General features: G+C 51.6%; 14 protein-coding genes. 5 read left to right on the forward strand and 9 right to left on the reverse strand.

Features of this window, described 5'->3' with window-relative positions; all coding sequences use genetic code 11:
* Positions 1-53: 53 nt before the first annotated feature.
* Complete coding sequence (locus tag LN341_RS15955) at positions 54-1,493, reverse strand: ATP-binding protein (protein ID WP_046220155.1); 1,440 nt, start codon at positions 1,491-1,493, stop codon at positions 54-56.
* A 19-nt stretch (positions 1,494-1,512) separates the two neighbouring features.
* The gene (locus tag LN341_RS15960; protein WP_046220154.1) at positions 1,513-2,250 is read right to left on the reverse strand and encodes a response regulator; all 738 of its coding nucleotides are present in this window, start codon (positions 2,248-2,250) and stop codon (positions 1,513-1,515) included.
* 370 nt (positions 2,251-2,620) lie between these two features.
* Here LN341_RS15960 and LN341_RS15965 point away from each other — a divergent pair, with 370 nt between their 5' ends.
* Positions 2,621-4,936: an FdhF/YdeP family oxidoreductase gene (locus tag LN341_RS15965; protein WP_234205919.1), complete on the forward strand. Its 2,316-nt coding sequence runs from the start codon at positions 2,621-2,623 to the stop codon at positions 4,934-4,936.
* 122 nt (positions 4,937-5,058) lie between these two features.
* Here LN341_RS15965 and LN341_RS15970 read toward each other — a convergent pair whose 3' ends face one another.
* Both LN341_RS15970 and ptsG read right to left on the reverse strand, forming a co-directional pair.
* Positions 5,059-5,976: a PIG-L family deacetylase gene (locus LN341_RS15970; protein WP_234205921.1), complete on the reverse strand. Its 918-nt coding sequence runs from the start codon at positions 5,974-5,976 to the stop codon at positions 5,059-5,061.
* Positions 5,977-6,039: 63 nt separating this feature from the next.
* Positions 6,040-7,482, reverse strand: coding sequence for a glucose-specific PTS transporter subunit IIBC (gene ptsG / locus LN341_RS15975; protein WP_234205923.1), 1,443 nt, complete (start codon positions 7,480-7,482; stop codon positions 6,040-6,042).
* A gap of 221 nt (positions 7,483-7,703) precedes the next feature.
* Here ptsG and LN341_RS15980 point away from each other — a divergent pair, with 221 nt between their 5' ends.
* From LN341_RS15980 to LN341_RS15995, 4 genes are all read left to right on the forward strand, one after another.
* On the forward strand, positions 7,704-8,399 hold the full coding sequence (locus LN341_RS15980; protein ID WP_234205926.1) for a response regulator transcription factor: 696 nt from the start codon (positions 7,704-7,706) through the stop codon (positions 8,397-8,399).
* The gene (locus tag LN341_RS15985; protein WP_234205928.1) at positions 8,396-9,859 is read left to right on the forward strand and encodes an ATP-binding protein; all 1,464 of its coding nucleotides are present in this window, start codon (positions 8,396-8,398) and stop codon (positions 9,857-9,859) included. Before LN341_RS15980 ends, LN341_RS15985 begins: the two co-directional genes overlap by 4 nt.
* A complete protein-coding gene (locus LN341_RS15990) occupies positions 9,856-11,133 on the forward strand; it encodes an ABC transporter substrate-binding protein (RefSeq protein WP_234205930.1) in 1,278 nt (425 codons plus the stop codon). Before LN341_RS15985 ends, LN341_RS15990 begins: the two co-directional genes overlap by 4 nt.
* 92 nt (positions 11,134-11,225) lie before the next feature.
* A complete protein-coding gene (locus tag LN341_RS15995) occupies positions 11,226-12,122 on the forward strand; it encodes a glycosyltransferase family 2 protein (protein ID WP_234205931.1) in 897 nt (298 codons plus the stop codon).
* 59 nt (positions 12,123-12,181) lie between these two features.
* Here LN341_RS15995 and pbpC read toward each other — a convergent pair whose 3' ends face one another.
* From pbpC to LN341_RS16020, 5 genes are all read right to left on the reverse strand, one after another.
* On the reverse strand, positions 12,182-14,389 hold the full coding sequence (gene pbpC / locus LN341_RS16000) for a penicillin-binding protein 1C (protein WP_234205933.1): 2,208 nt from the start codon (positions 14,387-14,389) through the stop codon (positions 12,182-12,184).
* 28 nt (positions 14,390-14,417) lie between these two features.
* Positions 14,418-18,968, reverse strand: coding sequence for an alpha-2-macroglobulin (locus LN341_RS16005; protein ID WP_234205935.1), 4,551 nt, complete (start codon positions 18,966-18,968; stop codon positions 14,418-14,420).
* 204 nt (positions 18,969-19,172) lie between these two features.
* Positions 19,173-20,231 (reverse strand): polysaccharide deacetylase family protein, encoded by a 1,059-nt coding sequence (locus LN341_RS16010; protein WP_234205937.1) that lies wholly within the window; start codon positions 20,229-20,231, stop codon positions 19,173-19,175.
* Between the two features lie 173 nt (positions 20,232-20,404).
* Positions 20,405-20,944, reverse strand: coding sequence for a hypothetical protein (locus LN341_RS16015; protein WP_234205939.1), 540 nt, complete (start codon positions 20,942-20,944; stop codon positions 20,405-20,407).
* Between the two features lie 6 nt (positions 20,945-20,950).
* The gene (locus LN341_RS16020) at positions 20,951-21,745 is read right to left on the reverse strand and encodes a hypothetical protein (RefSeq protein WP_234205941.1); all 795 of its coding nucleotides are present in this window, start codon (positions 21,743-21,745) and stop codon (positions 20,951-20,953) included.
* Between the last annotated feature and the right edge of the window lie 40 nt (positions 21,746-21,785).

The following is a 21,785-nucleotide window of genomic DNA, read 5'->3' on the forward strand; positions in this document are numbered from 1 at the left end:
ATTTAGGCTCTCTTACTTTACGCCGCACCTGCTGTGAGCAGAGGCGGCTATCATCAGTCCATCAGGCGAGGCAGGATCATCGTCACTTCCAGCCCCCCTTGCTCCATATTGCGGATAGACATTTCGCCGCCGTGGGCATGTAAAATGTTGCGCGTGATCCCCATACCAAGGCCATGGCCTTCGTCATCGGTCGCCAATCTGACATAGGGTTCATACACACTGTCCATTTTATCCTCTGGAATACCCGGCCCTCTGTCTTGCACCCGAATGACCAGGCTCTCTGCTGTGTCTTCGGCCAGTACCCAGACTTCGTGCCCGTATTTGACCCCATTATCAATGATATTGCTCAAACAGCGTTTCAGCGCCAGCGGTTTCCCCATCAGCGGCGCAATCTCTGCAACCGGCAGATGTACTTTCGTGCTGTTTCTGTTATGCCCTTCGGCAATACTGCGCATCACGTCAGCCACATCCACCTGAGCCAGATTTTCATGCAGATCAGTATCCCGCACGGTCTGCAGCGCGCCTTTGACCATCATTTCCAGTTCATCAAGATCTTTATTGAACTTGTCGATCTTCGTGTCATCTTCCAGCAGTTCAGCACGCAGCCGCAGGCGGGTGATCGGGGTTTTTAAATCATGGGAAATGGCGGAAAACAAATGCTCCCTGTCATCGATATAACGGCGCAGCCGCTGCTGCATCCGGTTAAAAGCCCGGGTCGCAGTGACCAGTTCACTGGCACCTTCTTCTTTGAGCTGCGGCTGATAAATATCCATGCTCAGGGCATTTGCCGCATCCGCTAACTGTCTGAGCGGTTTTGTCTGGCGCCGGATCATCGTATAAGTGAAGAACAGCAGTAAGGCAGTGATGAACAGCAGAAACAGCACTTGCTGCTTAGTAATAATTTCATCTTCCAGCGTGGAATAAGGCGCAGGCAGCAAAGCGGCGATATACAGCCACTCATTGTCCGCCAGTTCCAGCTGCACCACCAGAATCGGCGGATTCAGCGGCTCCAGGCTCAGCGTGTAATGCGCCCAGGAACGGGGTAAGTCACTCAGCAGAATGTCATTCTTCAGGACATGCAGGGTTTCGGGGCGAGAGAACTCTACCCGAATCACATCCAGGCGCGGCAGCTTGTCATGTAGCACTTCCTGTATCGCTTTGACCGCGGTGTTTTTCATGCTGGAGCCGGGAATCGGATCGATCAGTATTTCTTCTTCGTTGAATGAAACAAAAAAACGGGTGCCACCCATGTTCCGGATCTGATCCAGCACGATATGCCGGTACTGCAAAGGCAGGGATTCAAAAAAAGTGACCGTGGAAGCAAACATGGTGGCCATACTGGTGGCCGCCGATTCCAGCCCGGCCAGATCCCGACGTTTAGACTGCCCGTACCAAATCAGCGTCGCAATCATTTGTGCCAGAAACACAGCCAGCAAGGTAAACCACAACGTGCGGGCCATCAGTGACTTCGGCCACCATTTTTTCCAGTTCATCATCTGCCTGATTTTCCACTCAGTGATCCGTTTCGTAGGTGACGTCGGCATTAAACAGATAGCCGTTGCCCCGCACAGTTTTGATTAATCGCTGCTGGCGCCCTTTGTCACCCAGACGCTGGCGTAACCGGCTCAGCTGAACATCGACCGCACGTTCAGAGGGCTGTGCATCACGCCCGCGTGTTGCAAAGAAAATCGTATCCCGGTCGAGCACTTCATTGGGACGACTGAGAAACAGCAGAAGCAACGCATAGTCACTGTTGGTCATTTCATAGGTGCGCTGCGTCTGGGTATCCTGCAGAGACTGAGCAGCGGTATCCAGACGCCAGTGATCGAACAAAAAGGCTTTTGGCAACGACGGGTTCACAGGCTGGTTTGATTCTGTTGGCTGCACTCTTCGCAGCAGCGCTTTAATCCGCGCCATTAACTGGCGGGGGCTGAATGGCTTGGCAATATAGTCATCAGCGCCGAGCTCCAGCCCGACAATCTGATCCATCTCGTCCGAGACGGCAGTCAGCATAATAATCGGCACGGCAGAGGTTTTCCGGACATGCTGACACAAAGTGAAGCCATCTTCACCGGGCAGCATAATATCCAGCAAGATCAAATCCGGCTCACTGATGGTCAGCTCCCGTTTCATGGCCACACCGTCTTCTGCGGTGACCACCCGGAAGCCCTGCTTACCCAAATATTCGCCCAACAGTTCACGAATCTCCTGATCATCATCCACGACCAGTACTGACTTGTCCGCAACCATTCTGATTTCCTCACTGCGGCCGTATCCGGCATGGTCAACAGGTACGCATGACAGAGAAAGGCAGCATCTTTACACATATACGATTCAAAAATGTAAGATACCAGACTCCGGCCCAAAACGCTTGGGGTTCAATGTAACGCTAAAGTAACAGTCATTGGAATGACCGGCTCATCACAGTACATTGCACCAGTTGAATATGCCCCTTTGCCCGAAAGGCTCGAAAATTCATAAACTAACAGGCTACCCATACACATTTTGTGGATAAGGTTACATTTTTGGCTGGCCTGCCGTCATACTATAAACACCGGTATCTTTATGGGTCCGTTCTGTTTTATGCCGTCGCCCAGACCATGCAAGGAAGTCAATCACCATGACAGTGAAAAAGTACAAAGGCTCAGCCGGTGGCTGGGGAGCGCTCGCAAGCACCACCCGTCACCTGGTGAAAAGTGAAAATATCACCCGAAACATTCGCAACCTGCTGAAAACCAATCAGGATCAGGGTTTCGACTGTCCGGGCTGTGCCTGGGGTGAAACCGAAGAGCCGGGACATTTCCGCTTCTGCGAGAACGGGGCCAAAGCCGTGAACTGGGAGGCAACCAGCCGTCGGGTGACCCCGGATTTCTTTGCCCGGTACCCTGTCGGCTGGCTACGTCAGCAAAGTGATTATTTCCTTGAGTATCAGGGCCGCCTCAGCCATCCGGTGCGTTATAACCCACAAACGGATCATTATGAGTCCATCTCTTGGGACGATGCTTTTTCACTGATTGCGAAGCATCTGCAATCGCTGGACAGCCCGAATCAGGCCGAGTTCTACACCTCTGGCCGTGCCAGCAACGAAGCGGCTTTCCTGTATCAGCTTTTTGTCCGGGCTTTTGGCACCAACAACTTCCCGGATTGCTCCAACATGTGCCATGAAGCAAGCGGCGTCGCGCTCAAGCAATCAATCGGCATCGGCAAAGGCACAGTGCGAATAGATGATTTCGAAAAAGCCGATGCGATATTTGTGTTCGGACAAAACCCGGGTACCAACCATCCGCGCATGTTAGATACGCTTCGCAAAGCCGCCAGACGCGGCGCTGCTATTGTCACTTTCAACACCCTGAAAGAACGCGGTTTAGAGCGCTTTACCAACCCGCAGTCTCCTGCAGAAATGCTGACCGGCGGAGCAACAACAATCAGCAGTCATTACTTCACACCCAAACTGGGTGGTGACATGGCTGTTGTGCGCGGCATGGTGAAATCACTGATCGCCATGGATCACAGCGCAATTGAGCAGGGCAAGGGCTCTATTTTTGATCACGACTTCATTCAGGCCCACACCCAAGGCCTGGAGGCTTATCTGGCAGAAGTAGACGCTACAGACTGGTCTCTGATCACAGAGCAGTCCGGTCTGTCGCAACAAGATCTGGAGTATGCGGCAACTCTGTACCGGCATTCTGAGCGCGTGATCATCACCTGGGCGATGGGAATCACTCAGCACAAACACTCAGTGAATACCATCCAGGAAATTGCCAACTTACAGCTACTGTTCGGACAGTTAGGTAAACCCGGTGCCGGTCTTTGTCCGGTGCGCGGCCACAGTAATGTGCAGGGTGACCGGACCATGGGAATCAATGAGAAACCCACCTCTGCGTTTAATCAGACGATAGAAGCCACCTTTGGATTCACCCCACCGGTGCCGCACGGTCACAACACAGTGCAGGCGATCAAAGCCATGCTGGCCGGTGAGAGCAAAGTCTTTATCGGGCTGGGTGGCAACTTTGCTTCTGCCACGCCGGATACCCGGCTGACTCAGCAGGCGTTAGCCAGCTGTGATCTGACGGTCAACATTGCGACCAAACTGAACCGCAGCCATTTAATCACAGGGAAAGACAGTCTGATCCTGCCGTGTTTGGGCCGCACAGATGTCGATCTGCAACGCTCTGGCCCGCAGTCAGTGACCGTTGAAGACTCATTCAGCATGGTGCATGCCTCAGGCGGTGTAGTGGAAAGTGACACTGCAGAAATGCGTTCAGAACCGGCAATTATTGCCGGTATCGCCAAAGCGACGCTGGGCAATCATCCGGTCGACTGGGACTGGCTGATCGAAGACTATGACAGAATTCGCGATCTCATCGCCAAAACGATCCCTGGCTTTACTGACATGAACCAGAAACTGAAACAGCCGGGTGGATTTTATCTGGGCAACAGTGCGGCAGAGCGTATCTGGCATACCGACTCGCAAAAAGCCGCCTTTCGAGTGCATCCGCTGCCGACTCACTTATTGCCTGCCAATCTGCGTGAGCTGAGCGACGATCCTGTTTTTGTGCTGCAGACGGTCCGCTCACACGATCAATACAACACCACCATTTATGGGTTTGAAGACAGATACCGCGGAATCTCCGGCGAGCGCAAAGTCCTGATGATCAACCCCACTGATATTGAAGCACTTGGCATGGCGCCGGGTGACAGGGTTGATGTGACATCACTGTCAGCCGATGGCGCAAAGCGCACGGTTTATGGTTTTAAACTGGTGAGTTATGACATTCCCGCCGGCAATATTGCCGCCTATTTCCCGGAAACCAACCCATTGGTGGCATTAGACAGTGTCGGTGACCTGAGTGATACCCCGATCTCCAAGGCAATTCCCATTGTCCTCTCACCCAGCCAAATTGATGAAGAGCGTATCGATTTATCACCCTACTGATCCTGAATCTCGCCCTTGCATAACGGAAATCAAGGGCCATATCAGCCATCAATACACCGGGCACATAACAACGGCCCGGTTTGTTATTACTCGGATGTGTCAGGGGGAACTGAACACGTCCGTTACTGCAAATTACAATAGGTCGACTGGCAATGCGCATGCGACTGCAGTGCGCTGTATGTGGTTTTATCCCACTTATAAATGGTTTCGTAATCAGTGCTTTCCAGAGGCGGGATGTAACCCAGATCATATTGACTCAGATAAAACTCCTTAAACGAGTCAATTTTTTGCTGTTTATCAATCCAGAACGTCATTGGCGTGATAGCGTTCGCCGGCAAGCGAGCCTGAATGCTGTTCACCTCATCCATAGCATTGTCTGGATTCGAGCCTGTGTATGGCTGATCTTCACCAAAATAAATCTGACACTTCGCCTCTGACCCCAGATCATGCGCCGCTTTCATTACCGCTTCACGAACGATGAAATGATCGATGTGGCTGCCATTAGCCAACAGCACAAACGCGGCGCAATTCTCCTGTTTCAGGATCGGAGTCACGTCTGCTGCGATGCGCTCATAAATGCCGACTTCATCCTGACGGAAATCGGCAAAAGTACCGGCAGGGCCACCGCCTGCGGTCGGAGAACCTTCATATTTACGCAATGGTGCATCATAAAAACCAGCGGTCTTATAGCGGAAATGATCCCATTTGGAGAACATCTTGATATGTGCTTCAAAATCTTCTTTGTAACGCATGGTCGATACATCAAATACACGCTTGTTGGTCAGCTCATTTAAATGGTTGGTCGTATAGTTTGACAGTGAAAAGTACACCTCGGTGACATTTGTTTTTTGCGCCAGCGTCCCTTCTTTAGACAATTTATTAATCAAACCGCCAAAAGTAAGCAAAATATCATCCGGATGCGGACTGAGAAAATAAAGATTGTCCTGATTGACATCCAGTGGCGCCGCCTGAGCAACCGGAACCATGCAGCTTGCTGTTGCCAGTAAACCAGCCACCAGTGAAGTAGTTTTGAAACGCATTTTCTATTCCTTTTCTTCAACGAACAAAATTAAAAAGGGCGGAATCAACCGCCCTGACTTGTATCAGTTTGAAGCAACGAGAACGGCATTCATCTCAGTTTTAATGTTGTCTGACTGGGTACCGAAAATCGCCTGCAGATTATCGCCAACCACCAGCACTTCACGCGCCCCCAGTTGTTTAATTTTCGGAATATCGGCGCGACTGATATCGCGCACGCTGACACGCAGCCGGGTAATACAGGCATCAACATTTTTGATGTTATCCTTACCGCCCAGTGCCTGAATCAGCGTATGCGCCAGCTCATTGCCGATGTCAGACAGATGACTGACCTCAGACGCTTCACTTTCCCGACCCGGGGTCATTAAATTCAGCTTGGCGATCAGCACACGGAAAATGGTGTAGTACATCAGCGCCCACACAGGGCCAATGAGAATGAACAGCCACGCATTTTGCGACAGCGGGAAGTAAATCAGGAAGTCGATTGCGCCATGAGCGAAGGTTACACTGTGGTGAATATCCAGGCTGGTAATCAGCGCAAAACCCAAGCCGGTCAGAATACAGTGAATCACATACAGTACCGGCGCGGCGAACAGGAATGCGAATTCCATCGGCTCAGTGATACCCGTCAGCCAGGAGGTTAATGCTGCTGAAGCCATGATACCGCCAACCAGCGCGCGCTTTTCAGGACGGGCCGAGTGGTAAATCGCCAGACCAACCGCAGGCAGTGCCCACATAGAATACAGGTAACCACCTGCCAGATTGCCCGCCGTCGGGTCACCAGCCAGATAGCGCTGAATTTCGCCCTTAATGACTTTACCCGTTTCTGGATCGACATACTCACCTACTTCGAAGAAGAAAGGTACATTCCAGATATGGTGCAGACCGAATGGGATCAGCGAGCGCTCCACCAGGCCATAAAGGCCAAATGCTGTGGTCGGGCTCTGGTAGGCCGCCCAGTGTGAGAAACTGTCAATCGCATTTCCGATTGGCGGCCAGACATAGCTCAGGAAGATCCCCAGGAAGATGGCTGTGATACCGGTGATAATGGGAACAGAACGTTTGCCGGCAAAAAACCCCAGGTATTCAGGGAGTCTGATATTGTGAAAACGATTAAACAGATAAGCCGCCACGGCACCTATCATGATCCCGCCAAACACCCCGGTGTTCAGGCTTGGGATCCCGATAATGGTGGCCGGCTCAATGCCATGGAGTTTTGCCATCACGCCCATGGTCGCTGTCATAATCGCGAAACCCACTGTCGCTGCCAGACCCGCAGCGCCGTCATTATCTGACAGACCCAGTGCCACGCCAATGGCAAAGATCAGTGCCAGATTACTGAATACGGCATCGCCCGACATCGCCATAATGTCTGACACCAGGCCCGGCAGCCAGGAGAAGTTCGCTGAACCTATCCCCAGCAGTAAACCCGCGACAGGCAGGACAGCAACAGGCAGCATCAGCGACCTGCCTATCCGTTGTAATAACCCAAAGGTGCTACTTATCATTTTTCGATCCTTCATGTATTGGTAGAGGTACCAACACAAGATAATGAAAAACAGCGTGCCCAAGGTTACAAAAACCTATGAGTTTGTAAGTAGCCTGTTACATACACAGATTGCGCTGTGCGTGAAATTTGCGCTATACAAGTAGCCTTGCCATACGAAATGATGTATCAGATACAGTATTGAGATATGCAACTTGGTCAGGTATGAAAAACCTCAGGGAAATGAAAACCATACTCGTCGTCGACGATAATCAGGAACTCCGCGATGCGCTTACCGAATATCTGGGGCGTTCAGAATTCCATGTGCTGACCGCCAGTGACGGCGAAGAAATGTGGGAGCATTTCCATCGTGGCGAACCGAATCTGATCATCCTTGACATCATGATGCCCGGAGACGACGGGCTCACCTTATGCCGGCAAATCCGTCAACGTTCGAATGTGCCTATCATCATGCTCACCGCCGTCACCGACGAAATTGATCGCATTGCAGGTCTTGAAATTGGGGCGGATGATTACATCACCAAAACCTTTAGCCCCAGGGAGCTGCTCGCCCGCATTAAAGCTTTGTTGCGACGTACGCAACCCGCACAGGGTGAAACAGCGGCGCATCAGTTGCAGTTTTCAGGCTGGACGTGCGATCTGATCAAGCGGCGGCTCATCAGTCCGCATGGCGAAGTCGTACCGCTTTCAGGCGCAGACTTTAACCTGATCAGCCTGATGCTGGATAAACCCCATCAGTTACTGAGCCGGGACGACATCGCACGTTGTATCTGGGGACGGGACGCAGATCCGTTTGAGCGCGGTATTGATGTACAAATCAGTCGTCTGAGAAAACATCTGCACGACGAAGATCGCTCGCTGATTCTGACAGTCAGAAACAAGGGCTATATGCTGGCCAGCGATGTTCATAGTGTATGAATACGCCCCCTTTGCTAAAACTGACCAGCCTGCAATCGCTTTGTTCATCCATTACGTTTCGTATTGGGGCAACCTTGCTGATCATCATTATGATCGCCGAGCTGATTGCCGGGTTGATCTGGTATCAGTCCAGTGCCAAAAAAGAAGTCGAGAACCTGCAAAAGACCATGGTCAGCATGATGTCGAATGCGGCCGACACGTACAATTATTTTCATGCGCTGCCGGTCAATTATCGCTACCTGATTCTGAACCAGATCCGTGAAATGGGCGGTACCCGTTTCTTCATCTCGATTAATCAGCACCCATTACCGGTTGTGCCTCCTGCCAATAATGCACGCACTGATATTCTGCTGTCCGCGGCACATGACGTACTGAGCAAAAAAATACCCCATGCAGAGCAGGCCAGTGTCTCTCTGAGCCGCCGTCAGGATCTGCGGGTGTTTAACTCAGGCATCAAACTTGATGCCCTGCCGGAAATATGGGCAGGCTACAGTCTGGCGCTGGGGGATATGGATTTACCGATAGTCGTCATGCAAATCCAGATGTCAGAACAGGAATGGTTCTATCTGGCTGCGACATTACCTGTCCCCTTCTCAGCATTGTCACCTCAGTTTATCGATCAAAAGCAGTTAATGTTCCTCGGTATTTCCTCTTTGTTACTGGTGCTCTGTACCGTGTGGTTATTACGCCTGGAAATCCGCCCGATTCGCCGGCTGGCAAAAGCCGCCACGTTAATGAGCGGACAGCTCTATGTGCAGGAAGTCGAAGAAGAAGGCAGTAAAGAAACCCGGGCAGCGGTTCGCGCATTCAACAAAATGAACCGTCGGGTTCGCGCTTATATCCGGGACAGAGAAATGCTGTTCGGCGCAATTTCCCACGATTTGAAAACGCCTCTGGCCTGTCTCAAGTTACGCACTGAAATGCTTGATGATGAACACGTGAAAGCCAGATTCGAGAAAATACTCGATGAGTTTGATTTGATGTTAAAAGGTGCCTTGCAATGTATACGAGACACAGACATACACGAAGAACCTGAGTGGATTGATGTCAGTCAGATGATTGAGCAATGTGCCTGTTACTACAACCGGAATACCCCAAAAGTTCAGTTCATATCCGGAGAACCGGTTCACTACCTGGGCAAACCACTGGCGGTCAAACGTTGTCTGTATAACATCGTAGATAATGGGGTGAAATACGGTGATAAAGTCGATATCGAGCTGACATCCACAACTGACAGTATTGTGCTCAAGTTCAGAGATTACGGTCCGGGTCTGGACAAAAAATGGACCGAAAAGGTCTTCGAACCTTATTTCCGGGTGAACCCGCAAGATGAGCTGGGTTCCGGTCTTGGGCTCACCATCTCCCGCAGTATTGCACGCAGCCACGGCGGCGATCTCACCCTGCAGAACCACCCTGAACAAGGGCTGATTGTTCATATTCAATTGATGAGAGACGAATGAAGTTTTTCTTTTTCATGAGCTTGCTGGTGCTCACTGTCTCCGGCACAGGAATCAAGGTAAAAGCCGAAACACCTCACGCTTCCACTTTGCAGGAAGTGGAATTTCTGCACTGGTGGACCGCCAAAGGTGAAGTCGCCGCATTCAATCTGGCGACACAAGCCCTGCAGGATGCCGGCGTGTCGATTCTGGATCTGCCTGTACAAGGTGGCGGCGGCGACACAGCGATGTCTATCCTTCAGGCCCGCGCGATTGCTGGTACGCCCCCCGATATCGTGCAGCTGGAAGGCCCGTCAATTCAGTCTTGGGCCGCTCTGGGGTTTCTTCATCAACTGGACCAGGTGGCTGTTGACGAAAACTGGCAGCAGAACCTGCTGCCGATCGCACAGGACATTAACCAGTATCAGGGTCACTATGTGGCGATCCCCATCACAGTCCACCGGCTGAACTGGATGTGGATCAATCGCAAAGTCCTGCGCCAATACGGTTTAGCCGTTCCGACCAGTTGGGACGCATTGATTGACGTATTTACCCGGTTAAAACAAAACGGGGTCGAGCCACTGGCGCTTGGTAAAGACCCGTGGCAAGTTGCACTCCTATTTGAGAACCTCGCCTTTGGTTACGGCGGAGCAGACTACTATCGGCGTGCCTTTATCAATATGGAGCCACAGGCACTCAACAGCCAGACCACCTACGACATCCTGGCGCGTTTTCGTACACTCAGTCAGTTAGTCAAACCCGGCATGTCTCACATGCGCTGGGATGAGGGCACACAATTACTGATAGAAGGCGAACGGGCGTTTCAGATCTCTGGTGACTGGGTACTGGGTGATCTGCTCGCCAATAATATCGCGGTTCCTTCAGCCATTGGCTGCTATCCAACCCCATCCAAACAGACAGGCTTTATTTATAATATGGACAGTTTTGCCCTGTTCGACAGCCCGCGCACCCATGCGGACACAGCTCAAATCGTCAGTAAAACACTGTCTTCACCGCAGTTTCAGCAATCCTTTAATGCCTTGAAAGGCGCCATTCCGGCACGAAACGATATCAGTCTGAAGGGATATAACAGCTGCTCTGTGAATGCCAAAGCCGATATGGAAAAAGCGTCAAAATCTGGTCAGTTAATTCCCAGCATCGTGGATTCTATGGCCGTCAGTTTAATCGCACAGCGTGCCACTTCCAGCGAAATTTTTCGCTACTTTAATGATGAAACAATGGCTCCGGAAGATTTTATTCTCCATTTGCAGAATATTCCGCGTGGTGAGTCACTCTGAATGATACATGTATCAATCCTGCATTTGGGCTGTGTTGAAAAACCCGTATATAGTTATTCCAATAAGGGATGACCGTTGCCGGGAATGGTGAGATGATCAAGGTTCAGATTTGTCTGTTTGCATACAACCTGGAGGAAAGCATTGCCAGCTGTATCGAAAGCGTGATGGAAAACTGCGGCACTTATCAGTATGACCTGTTTGTTATGATCAACGGCTGCACCGATCAGACTTACGACATTGTGTCCTGTATCGCTGATACCCATGCCAATGTACACCCGGTTCATATCGCAATCGGTGATAAATCAAACGCCTGGAATACCTTTATTTATCAATATTATGACGGCCACTCGGTGGCCGTTTTCGCTGATGGCGATCTGACATTTGGCCAGAATGCCTTTCAACATATCGTGGACTGTCACCTCGCCCAACCACACTACAATGCCATTACGGGTTTCCCCTGGGATCGGGGAAGAAACAGTAAGCAGATGCAACACAGAATGCAGCAGAATCATGATTTAGCCGGTGGCTTATACTTACTTTCCCCGTTATTTATCCAAACATTAATCAGCCATACCGTGAAATTGCCCGTCGGATTAATCGGTGACGACAGCATGCTGGGATTTCTCTCAGCCACCAATATTTGCAGCGGGACTGATTTACCCAAACAACGCATTGGCGTTTGCGTGAAAGCTGTATTCATTTACGCCCACCTCAGTCCGTTACGCTGGCAGGACTACAAGCTCTATTTCAGACGCCGGGTTCGTTACTCACTGCGTTATTTCCAACAACTCAGTATTGTCACAGATCTCAAGCAACAAGGGATTTCCGCGATGCCAGCAGTCGCCATTCATGGTACGTCTGCATCCCTGCATCAGGTGCGCTGGCGCAGCAGTCATCTGATTTTTGACCTGATCTCCAAATGGATGATCGACAGACAAAAAATGCGTTTACATCCGGACTCAGAGAGTGCCAGCAAGTCGCTCAGCTAGCCGTCGGTTGCCGATCTTACCGACTATCTGCTGCTGAACCGCTCTGTAGCCACATGCCTTCAGCGGTGAACCAGAATGACTCTCTTGTCGCATTGCGCCCCCTGACAGGCTGTCAGAGTCACCTCTCCCTGATAGTGCGTCAGATTAAGCAGACTGCCGCTAAATGGCTGGTGATTGACATACCAGAACACCTCAGACGGTTTTTTGTTACTTTTCAGTGGGATCGCGTCTATTTGTGACAGGTAATAGTGCTGACCATGATTCACCGACATGATCCTGATACCTGCTTCTGGCTGCTTCTGATCAGATGACGACGGCTCAGAAAGTTCCTGGCTCATCCTGCCCTTGTGTTGCTGCCAGACACGCAGCGCTTCGGGCCAGCTATCCGTGACAACAAAATCACCATGACTTTCCAGCGTCGGCGGTGTCAGGCCATTGCGGGTATAGGCATATTTCTGATACGCACAACTGGCAGCTTCTGTGACAGCTTTCGCTCTGCCGCCAGGCCAGCAGATCAGCTGCCGCTTCACAGTGACCGGCTGGTTTACCCGACGGTTGTCTTCGGGTAGCTGATCAAACACATCAAACATGATGGGCGCAGCCTGTGTTGCCCCGAGATAACCGACCACAGGCGATGAATCCGGCCGGCCGACCCAAACCGCCACTGTGTAATCTGCACTGACGCCAACTGACCAGAAATCGCGGTATCCATAACTGGTGCCTGTTTTCCAGGCAACTTCACGGCGCACCCGCGGCACGACTCTGTCCGGCGCACTGATCGCACTGAGCGTATGAAACATCATCCAGCTGCTTTCAGCACTGAGGAGCGTTTTATCGGGATCTGCCGCTGGTTGATGATCGCTCACCATATTCAGTGCGCTGTATTTCCCCTCAGAGGCGAGCGAGCGGTACATTTCAGCCAGTGTCTGCAGATTGGTTCCTGTCCCGCCTAATCCAACGGTCAGATTGGCCTGCTGGTGCTGCAACTGCACACCCGCCTGGCGTAAATCCTGTTCAAATACAGCTGGCGTCAGCGCATGAAATACCTGAATCAAAGGTATATTTAATGATTGCTTCAGCGCATCGCTCGCACTGACGGCGCCCTGAAAGCGCTCATTCAAATTCTGCGGCTTGTAATCAGAAAAACGGGTCGGGATATCACTCAGCAGACTTTCGGTATGAATGATGCCGCGATCGATCGCCATGCCGTAGATAAAGGGCTTGAGTGTCGAGCCTGGCGAGCGGACCGCCTGAATCATGTCGACATGGGCAAAGCGGCTGTTATCCTGAAAATCCACCGAGCCCTGATACGCGAGCACATTGGCTGTTTGGTTATCCACCACCAATACCGCCGCAGAGGAATGCGCAGGCAGCTGGCGTTTTACTTTTTCCAGTAAGCGGGCGACCCGCTGCTGAATCACACCGTCCAGCGTTGTCTGAATCACATGCCTGTCCGGATACTGCGCTCTGAGCATGCGACTGAGCAAAGGGGCCAGCGTCGTGTTGTCCGAGCGCTTCAGTTCAACCGCTTCCTGCGTGAGATAAGCTGTGGCCTGATCACCCAGTAACCCGCTGTCGTGCAGACGATCCAACACTTTATTGCGCATCGCTCGTGCGGTGTCCGGGTATCGGTCAGGACGGTACAGTGACGGTTTTTGCGGCAAGACCACCAGTAAAGCGGCTTCGTTCTTCGTCAGGTGGCCGGCTGAGGTATTGAAATACCGCCGGGAGGCAGCTTCAACGCCGGCGATATTGCCGCCAAAAGGCGCCAGATTCAGATAAAAAGTCAGTATCTCGTCTTTACTGTAATACCATTCAAGCTGTAAAGCCCGCCAGAGCTGTTTCAGCTTGCCGGCAATGGAGCGCGCATGCGGATCAATCAGTCTGGCCACTTGCATGGTCAGCGTAGAGCCGCCAGACACAACGTAACCATTGCTCGCCCATTGCCAGGCGGCCCGGACAACGGAGACAGGGTTAAACCCCGGATGCCAGTAAAACCAGCGGTCTTCATAATTGAGCAATGCCTGAATATAGAAAGGATCGACATCAGTCAGTGTGACGTTGTAACGATGAACGCCCTGTCGGTCCCCAAATGAGCGCAGTATCTCACCATCCCGGCTGACAACCACTGTCGCGGGGCCGTCCGGGTACAACGGCGGCAGAGGCCACACTTTGTTCAGTACACAGACTGTCAGCCAAAAGAAAACAAACCACCCTGCCATTTTCACGGGCAGAGTGGCTCGTAGATTGGGCAATAATCGTTTCATCTGAAATGATTATCCTGAGTCTTCACGGTTACTTTTCCACTGTGATGGTTTGCGGCGTCTGCCAGTACGCCAGATGTTTTTCCGGACGATACATCGACTCAATAAAGACAGGCGGAACCGCGAACGTGCCCGGCACTTCGGCGCGCAGAATATAGCCATAACGGGATTGCTGGCCTTTGCGCATTTCATCGGACAGCACAAAACGATCATTGCGGTATTCCTGATGATCGGCAGCCTTGAGCTCAATCCCTGCCGGCAGTACCCGTTCAATCGGCAAACCTTGGTTCAGCGCCGGGTTCTCCAGCACAAAACCGGCCGGGATCTTATCAACCAGCAAGGCATCATTGACGCGTTCGTTTAATGCGACAGTGAGTACCACAACCACCCGCTCCCCCACTTTCACACGGTTCGATGCCAGCGGTTCGCCTTTCATGGTATAGAGTTTGCGCTCGACCTGGTCGGCATCCAGTGTATTAAATCGGTTCGCTTCATTAGCAATCCCACGATTTAACATCTGATAGCCTTGTGCCAGCACTTTCACATACACAGGCTTGTCATCCAGATTCTGGATGGTCATGTCACTCGCCAATGGCTGACTGAACATCCCTGTCTGGCTCAACGCATGACCGCTGAAAGACAGATTGAAAATCTGGTCGCGGTTTGCCGCGTTGGTCAGGGCGGATGCCTGCACCAGAGCCGCGCGTTCCTGGGTGCTCATCCAGGGTGTATTCGCCAGATCGATCAGCTGCTCCAGATACTTGGTCTGCAGTTCCTGTGCGATGGCTTTGAGTGAGTGATCACCGGCCATTTCCTGCAGTACCGTGACCGATTTCGCAACATCACGCAGGTTCGACCCGTAATCGCCGAAGTATCTGTGCCTGCGGTTGTAATCCCGGATGTCATCGAGCATGTCTTTCGCCTCATCACTGGCACCGACGTTGGCATAGCTGGCCGCCAGATGCAGATAACTGAGCTGGGTCGGCAGGCTCGTCAGTTTCATGCTGTCGAGATCACTCCACTTCAGCTTACCCTGCTTGCTCATCAGGTAGGCAGCATAGGCACGCGCCACTTTGGCTGATTCTGTGTCATAGGCCAGATTTCGGGTCACGGATTCATTTCGCACATACACCATGAGGCGATTTGTGGCTTTACTCAGCATAGAAGCCGGCACCACCTCCGGAAAACGTTTGTCGGCCGCGAGCAGAAAATCGGTCACATAGGCGCTGAGCCAGGGATTTTCCCGCCCGCTGCTGTCCCACAATGAGAAACCGCCACTATTTTTCTGCATGGTTTTCAGCCGCTGCACGGCTTTTTCGATCAGCTGTTTGTCTGTTGATGACGCATCGCTTCCGTCATCATCACTGTCATAACGCGTCTGATGGGCCTGCGCTTTAAAGCGCCGCAGTTCCGGCTCATCCAGCAGAAATGGCCAGGCTTTACTGGTGGTTTGTTCGGCGCAACCGTACGGATACCGAAACAGCCCGCGAGCATGCTCCTCGGTATTGAGTACCGGTGTCCGGCTGAAGTAAGCGTGCCCCATGCTGCCACGCACCACATCCAGGCCAGACCAAAGCTGCTCGCTGACATTGTATGTCTCTTTTGAATCCAACAGCACAGACTGCGCCTGTGTCACCCAGGGCATCACCGGGCGAACCGGAATCCCCCATGAGCGATCAACCGATATCTCCTGGTTGTTCACACTCAGTGTCAGCGAAGCGCGGTCGGTGATCGTGGTATCTGACACACCAAAACGATAACTCTGGCTCCAGTGTTCGCCATCTTTCAGCACCAGCTCAGTCGCTGGCTGCTGGTTGAAGTTCAGTGTTTCTGAGCCCGTAATCGCCACTGACAGTGTCTGAGAGTGACCACTCACATTGTGAAGATCAACGGTAATACTGGATTGGTCGCCAGGTACCAGAAAGCGCGGCACACTCAGTTCAGCCACCACAGGGGCGCTGATGGGTTTATCCAGTACCGCTTGCCCGACTTGCGAGCCGTTAAAGACGGTCGCCACAATCTGTGCTTCGCCGTTGTAGTCCGGGATGGCCATGTCGACCACCGCTTTGCCGTCGACCAGTTTCACCGGCCTGGTCATGAGAATGATCGACTTGCTTTCAACCAGGCCGTCATTTTTGTTGTCTGTGTCTTCGTTGGCATCACTGCCAAACCGCGACTGTGCAAACGGATCGGGCCGCAGATCATATAAACGCGAATACATGTCGATGACATCGGCACTGTAGCGGCGCTGACCAAAGAAATAGTCATGCGGATTCACCGGCTTGAAGCGACTCAGATTGATGATCCCCTTATCGACCATAGACAGGGTGACCCAGGTGTCGCCACCCTGCTGGGCATCAATGTTATCGACAGTTACAGGAACAGAAAGTGTTTCTGAGGGCTGAATCAAATCGGGCAGATCCAGCGCAACATTCAGTTGTCTGCTGCTGCGATCCAATTTAAGCGGTGTGATACCGAAGTAGCGCTTGGGTGTCTGTCCATCTCTTCCCGTCAGCGTGGTGGTCAAAAAGACATCGTGACGGGCCAGCGATGCCGGAACAGGGACAGTCACAGTAACCTTGCCTGCCTGAACCGGGTAGCTTTCCGACCAGACCAGTTGATCCGCTTCCAGTGTGACCAGCAAGCTTCCGGACAGCGGTGCAGTCACAGTGACTGTGGCCTGCCCGCCGGCGGCATAAGCCGGTTTATCCGTTTGGATCACCAGATGATCCGGTTTGGCTTTCAGCTGTTCATTACCCTCATACCAACCAGCATAAAAACTGTAGCTGGACGACACACCGGTTGAGACATCCGTTACTGTCAGCAGATAGTCGCCCCACTTGGTGGAAAACGCCAAGCTTTCCGGCTGCTCACCGACTTTGATTTTCTGGCTCGATACACGCTTCCAGCGTTCCTGTTTTTTGCGCTTCCAGCCAATGCCATCCTCATAAACCCAGTAATAGGGCCCCTGGTCATAATCCATGGTGACTTCCAGTTCACCGCTGGTCAGTGATTGTCCATCGGCACTAAGCAGTGCAAGCTTGAACAAAGCATCAGTATTGTATGGCACAGAGACAAATTCAGGTTTAATGCCGGGAACCGGCTGGTTTTTCCATGACACGTAACTGAGCTTACGCTGTACTGCTGCGCCGCCCGACTCCAGCAAACTGAAATTGGCCACGGTTTTGACCGGACTTTTGATCTGTTTCGGATCAGGCGTTGGGAGATTGACGGTTAAGCGTCCTTCTTCCGACAGGGCGGCCTCTTTCAGTTCCTGATAATTGGCATCCAGCGTAAAAGGCACGCCGACAGTATAATCGTCGAACTTGCCCGGAATATGAGTGACGGGCGCATAAGTCACCGCCGATTTCACTGTATTGCCAGCCGCCGGGCTGCCAAAAAGATAGCGGCCATTCAGCTCAACCTTATTCGCCTGGCCCGCGAACACAAATGGCGCGGCGTTTTGGAATGTCAGATCCATACGCTCAGGTACAAATTCTTCGAGCTGAAATGACAATTCGCTTATCGGGTCTGGCGCGGTCGGATCTAAACGGACTTCGATACGGTATCGCCCGGTTTTCCAATTCGCTTCTGTCTCAAGCTGACGGAAATAATACCCCTCGGCCTGAGGCTGTAATTGCTCCTTTAAAATTTCTTCATTCCAGGGATTCACCACAGACAAGGAAACAGGTCGCGAAGATAATGCCTTGCCGTCTTTATCACGCAGCAGAATGTTTACTGGCAGGCTCTCACCGGGTTTTACCAAATCGCGATTACTGTAGATATAGGCTTCTGTCGCCTGATATTTTCGTCCGCCAACAGCACTGTCTGCCAAATCCAGCGGCGCTTCTCGCAATGGTAGAATCGCTATTTCTTCTTTCGCCGTTCCGCTATCATTGCGGCTTGTCACCCGGGCGATCACAATATCTTTGCGCTGAGTCTGGATATCGAAACGGGCAACCCCGTGCAGATCAACAGGCTGGCTGTCGAGTAAGGCGTTGTTGCGGTAAATCTCTACCACACCTTGTGTCAGCGCATCGCCCGTTGAGAGCCTGGCAAGGCTAAAGGCGGCCTGTCGGGTATTGATTCTGGCCTGAATACCAACATCAGTCAGCAGCATATGCTTGGCTTTCACGCGGTAAAACGTTCCTGGCGCTTTAATCACCACTATGTACCAACCGGCATCCAGGGAATGCGGGATCGGCAGTCGGGCTGGAGTCTGGACGTCTTTCTCGCTGGGCGGCAGTGTATAGCGATCTGAAAACACACTTTTATAGGCATGCTTAATATTGTCCAGATCATAACTGGATAATTTGTCTTGAAGATAATGCCTGTTCAGCAATTGTCCCGGCTCCGTTACCTGTAATATCTCGATATCCACATAATCAAGATTGATAAAATTAACAGGAATTGATTGCTGACTGGATTGCGGAACCAATGGCCCGCTGCCAACAAATAACACATCCGGTGTTTGCTGTGATGTTTCGTTATCCGTTTCCGCATAACTGAATAACGAAAAGAGCGACAGACACAACAACAGCCAACCTTGCCGCCATTGCGCTAAATGAATTGATATAACCATAAATTATTATTCTGTCCTTACCAACGTGAGTCGTGAAATATTGCTTTTATGTTCGCTATGCGCGTTATTCTATCCCGAGCTGAATCAACAATGCTGCGATTAATAATAAAAACGACCACTGGCCCGCAAATACAAAGCCGGTCATTCGCAATCAGTTATGACGATCGAAAAAACGCTGGCACAGTGTCCAGCGTCTTTCGCTGTTTATGAACACGACCGCCATTTCAGCCCGGCCTGATGGACCATGTCGTCAAGTTCATTCAACACAACCGTCGCGTGAGGGTGAATGTCATGGAAAAGCACGATTCCCTTGCGCCATAACAACATCAATGTCATGACACGATCCGCAACCTGCCGGGATGACAGACGGGCATTCCAGTCCTGGCTGTCAATCGTCCACAGATAAACAGGTTTGCCCTGACGTTGTAACCACTGTGACAGCGCCAGGCTGCGCATACCATAAGGCGGGCGGAAAGCGGAGTCTGAAGGCAGGGAAGCCAATTGCGCCATGACCTGATCCGTGCTGTGAATGGAGTCTTTCGATTTATCCAGCACCTTGTGTGCATGGTGTCGCCACCCGTGCGAGCCAAGACACTGCGACTGATACCAGTGCTTTTGTTCAGCCGGAACCAACTTACTCCCCTGCACAAAGAAATAAGCCTGAATACCTCTGTAATTCAGCTGATGAATCAGTGTCTGGGTGCGGGTCGGATGCGGGCCGTCATCGTAGGTCAGCAGAAACTCGCCGTCTTCAAAGCGTTCACCCGTCACCTCATTGTCATTATGAGTCAGAATTTCACTGCTGATGCGGGGAAACAGTGCCGCCAGACGGACCTGCTCAAACAAATAATAGTGATAGAACTGCTCACTGGATTCACGCCATTTACTGTTAAAAACCGGCAGGCGTTCCTCCGCGATCCTGACCAGATCGTCCCAATGCTTCACTGACTGATTGTGAGCGGCTAAGCGATACCCTTGCAGCATTCGCAGCTGCGTTTTGGTACGCCATCTTGCAACAGAGTCAACACTCACCTGCTTCACACCGGTAAAACGAGAGATGTCCTCTTCGCTTGCCAGCGGTACTTTCGCCATCACATGGACAAACTGCAGTATCTCTGCGGCAGAAGCCCGGTCAAAGGCCGCTTGTGAGTGAATCACTTCAGGCCATAAGTTTCTGTCTGTTGTGGCAACTTTATTTGGCCCGGCAGCATAAAGCAAACCCGGCCATAAACAGACCAGCAACACCAAGCGAATAATTTTCATGAGATATCCGACCTAATTACATCATGACGACTTGCGCCGAAAAGCAGATCTGGACACGTTAGCCAGAAAGCACATCCCAAGCGACTTCAGCTCGCTGGGTATAATGGTATAAACGGCATAAGCATGCAGACACTTAAGAATTTCCTCAAGCAATGCGAGAAATTGCTCACGGCTCAATTCAGGCAACGCTGTTCAAGCGCTTCAAAAACTTCCTGGCTTAAACTTTGCCGGGTCATCCCGGAAGTGCCTGCATTTCGCTCGTAGTCAAAAATCACATGTTCGAGCCTGCCATTTTTCGTCAGAATCTGAATTTCATACTGAGTATTGCTGATACGGTGCAGACCGCACACCAGCTTTCGCCGCGGGTTCAGATGTAATCCCTTCATTTCCCAGTCCGCTTCCTGAGAAAACAACCGCGCTTTCGGATCATATAAGAACACTTCAGATAACTGATTGGCTCCCAGGTTATCGTCAATCACCAAATCAGGATGCCCGTCAAAGTTGATATCCAAAAAGCGGGCACTGTAATCCAGATACTCAATGTCGTGGGGCACCGGGATGGATTGCATCCGCCCATCAGCAAACTGAACGCTGACCGCATGCTCACCAATCTCGACTGACCTCACCAAAGCCACCGGTTGTTTCCCGGCTGTGGTTTCAGACCAGACAACAGCACTGAACATCAAACTCAGCGTCGTGAATAAATGCTTCATGGTGAACTACCTGCATGCCGATTCAAAAAGCCATTGTGATTGCAGACTGACCCGAAGCTGGTGCGCTTGCGAATCAATCTGGTACTTGTAATGACCGCGCTGGAACGATAAGTCAATCGCACCGGGACTGGTCAACGTTTTTGCCACTGTGAGTTCCTGCGTGCCCGCTTTAGAAAACCTGTAAATCAACGCCTGATCTTGCTCACAGAAACAAACGCTAGCCACACGCTCACGCCCGATCTCACACAGATAGACATAACTTTCCCCATCCAGACAACCTGCGTTGGTAGCATGCCCGATACGATTCAATAAAGAAAAATTTTGCTCGTCAAAGAGTTGGGCCGGAGAATAGCGGCTGATATCCAGAGGCAAGTTGTACAGCGTGGATAAAAGATTCACATCCCTTGTGGAACGTATTCGATCCAAATCCACAGCCAGAGGCTCCAAAACCTGCTGTTCAAGCATTCGGAAATCTGGCAGGAATGGATGCCGGGTGAAAGACACTTGTGCAGCAATAGCAAGCGGACCGGCCGTATTGATGTAATAGCCGGTTGAATACTTGCCCCGGTCATGCACCACAGTCAGCTTTTGCAGTTGATCACTGTCACGATACACCGCTTCTGTTTGAACACCGCCACACCAGGTTCCCCATAATTGCGTTTCAAGCACTTGTCCCTGTGAACTGAGCTGTATCGCACAATAGGGTTCGCCATTGTCGCGGCGATTCTCTGTTTGTACTTCCAGCGCTGACGCCGGCGCTGACAACAACACAATGCCCAGCCAGAAGATACGTAACATCATCCTTCGTCACCGAATTCACAGGCATCAAACAAGACTGGCA

This window comes from Photobacterium sp. TLY01 (assembly GCF_021432065.1).
GTDB classification, from domain to species: Bacteria; Pseudomonadota; Gammaproteobacteria; order Enterobacterales; family Vibrionaceae; genus Photobacterium; species Photobacterium halotolerans_A.

What these genes read in the sequence shown, in the direction of transcription:
- LN341_RS15955 (WP_046220155.1), bottom strand. Translation starts at nt 1,493, where the DNA reads ATGAACTGGAAAAAATGGTGGCCGAAGTCACTGATGGCCCGCACGTTG.
- LN341_RS15960 (WP_046220154.1), bottom strand. Translation starts at nt 2,250, where the DNA reads ATGGTTGCGGACAAGTCAGTACTGGTCGTGGATGATGATCAGGAGATT.
- LN341_RS15965 (WP_234205919.1), top strand. Translation starts at nt 2,621, where the DNA reads ATGACAGTGAAAAAGTACAAAGGCTCAGCCGGTGGCTGGGGAGCGCTC.
- LN341_RS15970 (WP_234205921.1), bottom strand. Translation starts at nt 5,976, where the DNA reads ATGCGTTTCAAAACTACTTCACTGGTGGCTGGTTTACTGGCAACAGCA.
- ptsG (WP_234205923.1), bottom strand. Translation starts at nt 7,482, where the DNA reads ATGATAAGTAGCACCTTTGGGTTATTACAACGGATAGGCAGGTCGCTG.
- LN341_RS15980 (WP_234205926.1), top strand. Translation starts at nt 7,704, where the DNA reads ATGAAAACCATACTCGTCGTCGACGATAATCAGGAACTCCGCGATGCG.
- LN341_RS15985 (WP_234205928.1), top strand. Translation starts at nt 8,396, where the DNA reads ATGAATACGCCCCCTTTGCTAAAACTGACCAGCCTGCAATCGCTTTGT.
- LN341_RS15990 (WP_234205930.1), top strand. Translation starts at nt 9,856, where the DNA reads ATGAAGTTTTTCTTTTTCATGAGCTTGCTGGTGCTCACTGTCTCCGGC.
- LN341_RS15995 (WP_234205931.1), top strand. Translation starts at nt 11,226, where the DNA reads ATGATCAAGGTTCAGATTTGTCTGTTTGCATACAACCTGGAGGAAAGC.
- pbpC (WP_234205933.1), bottom strand. Translation starts at nt 14,389, where the DNA reads ATGAAACGATTATTGCCCAATCTACGAGCCACTCTGCCCGTGAAAATG.
- LN341_RS16005 (WP_234205935.1), bottom strand. Translation starts at nt 18,968, where the DNA reads ATGGTTATATCAATTCATTTAGCGCAATGGCGGCAAGGTTGGCTGTTG.
- LN341_RS16010 (WP_234205937.1), bottom strand. Translation starts at nt 20,231, where the DNA reads ATGAAAATTATTCGCTTGGTGTTGCTGGTCTGTTTATGGCCGGGTTTG.
- LN341_RS16015 (WP_234205939.1), bottom strand. Translation starts at nt 20,944, where the DNA reads ATGAAGCATTTATTCACGACGCTGAGTTTGATGTTCAGTGCTGTTGTC.
- LN341_RS16020 (WP_234205941.1), bottom strand. Translation starts at nt 21,745, where the DNA reads ATGATGTTACGTATCTTCTGGCTGGGCATTGTGTTGTTGTCAGCGCCG.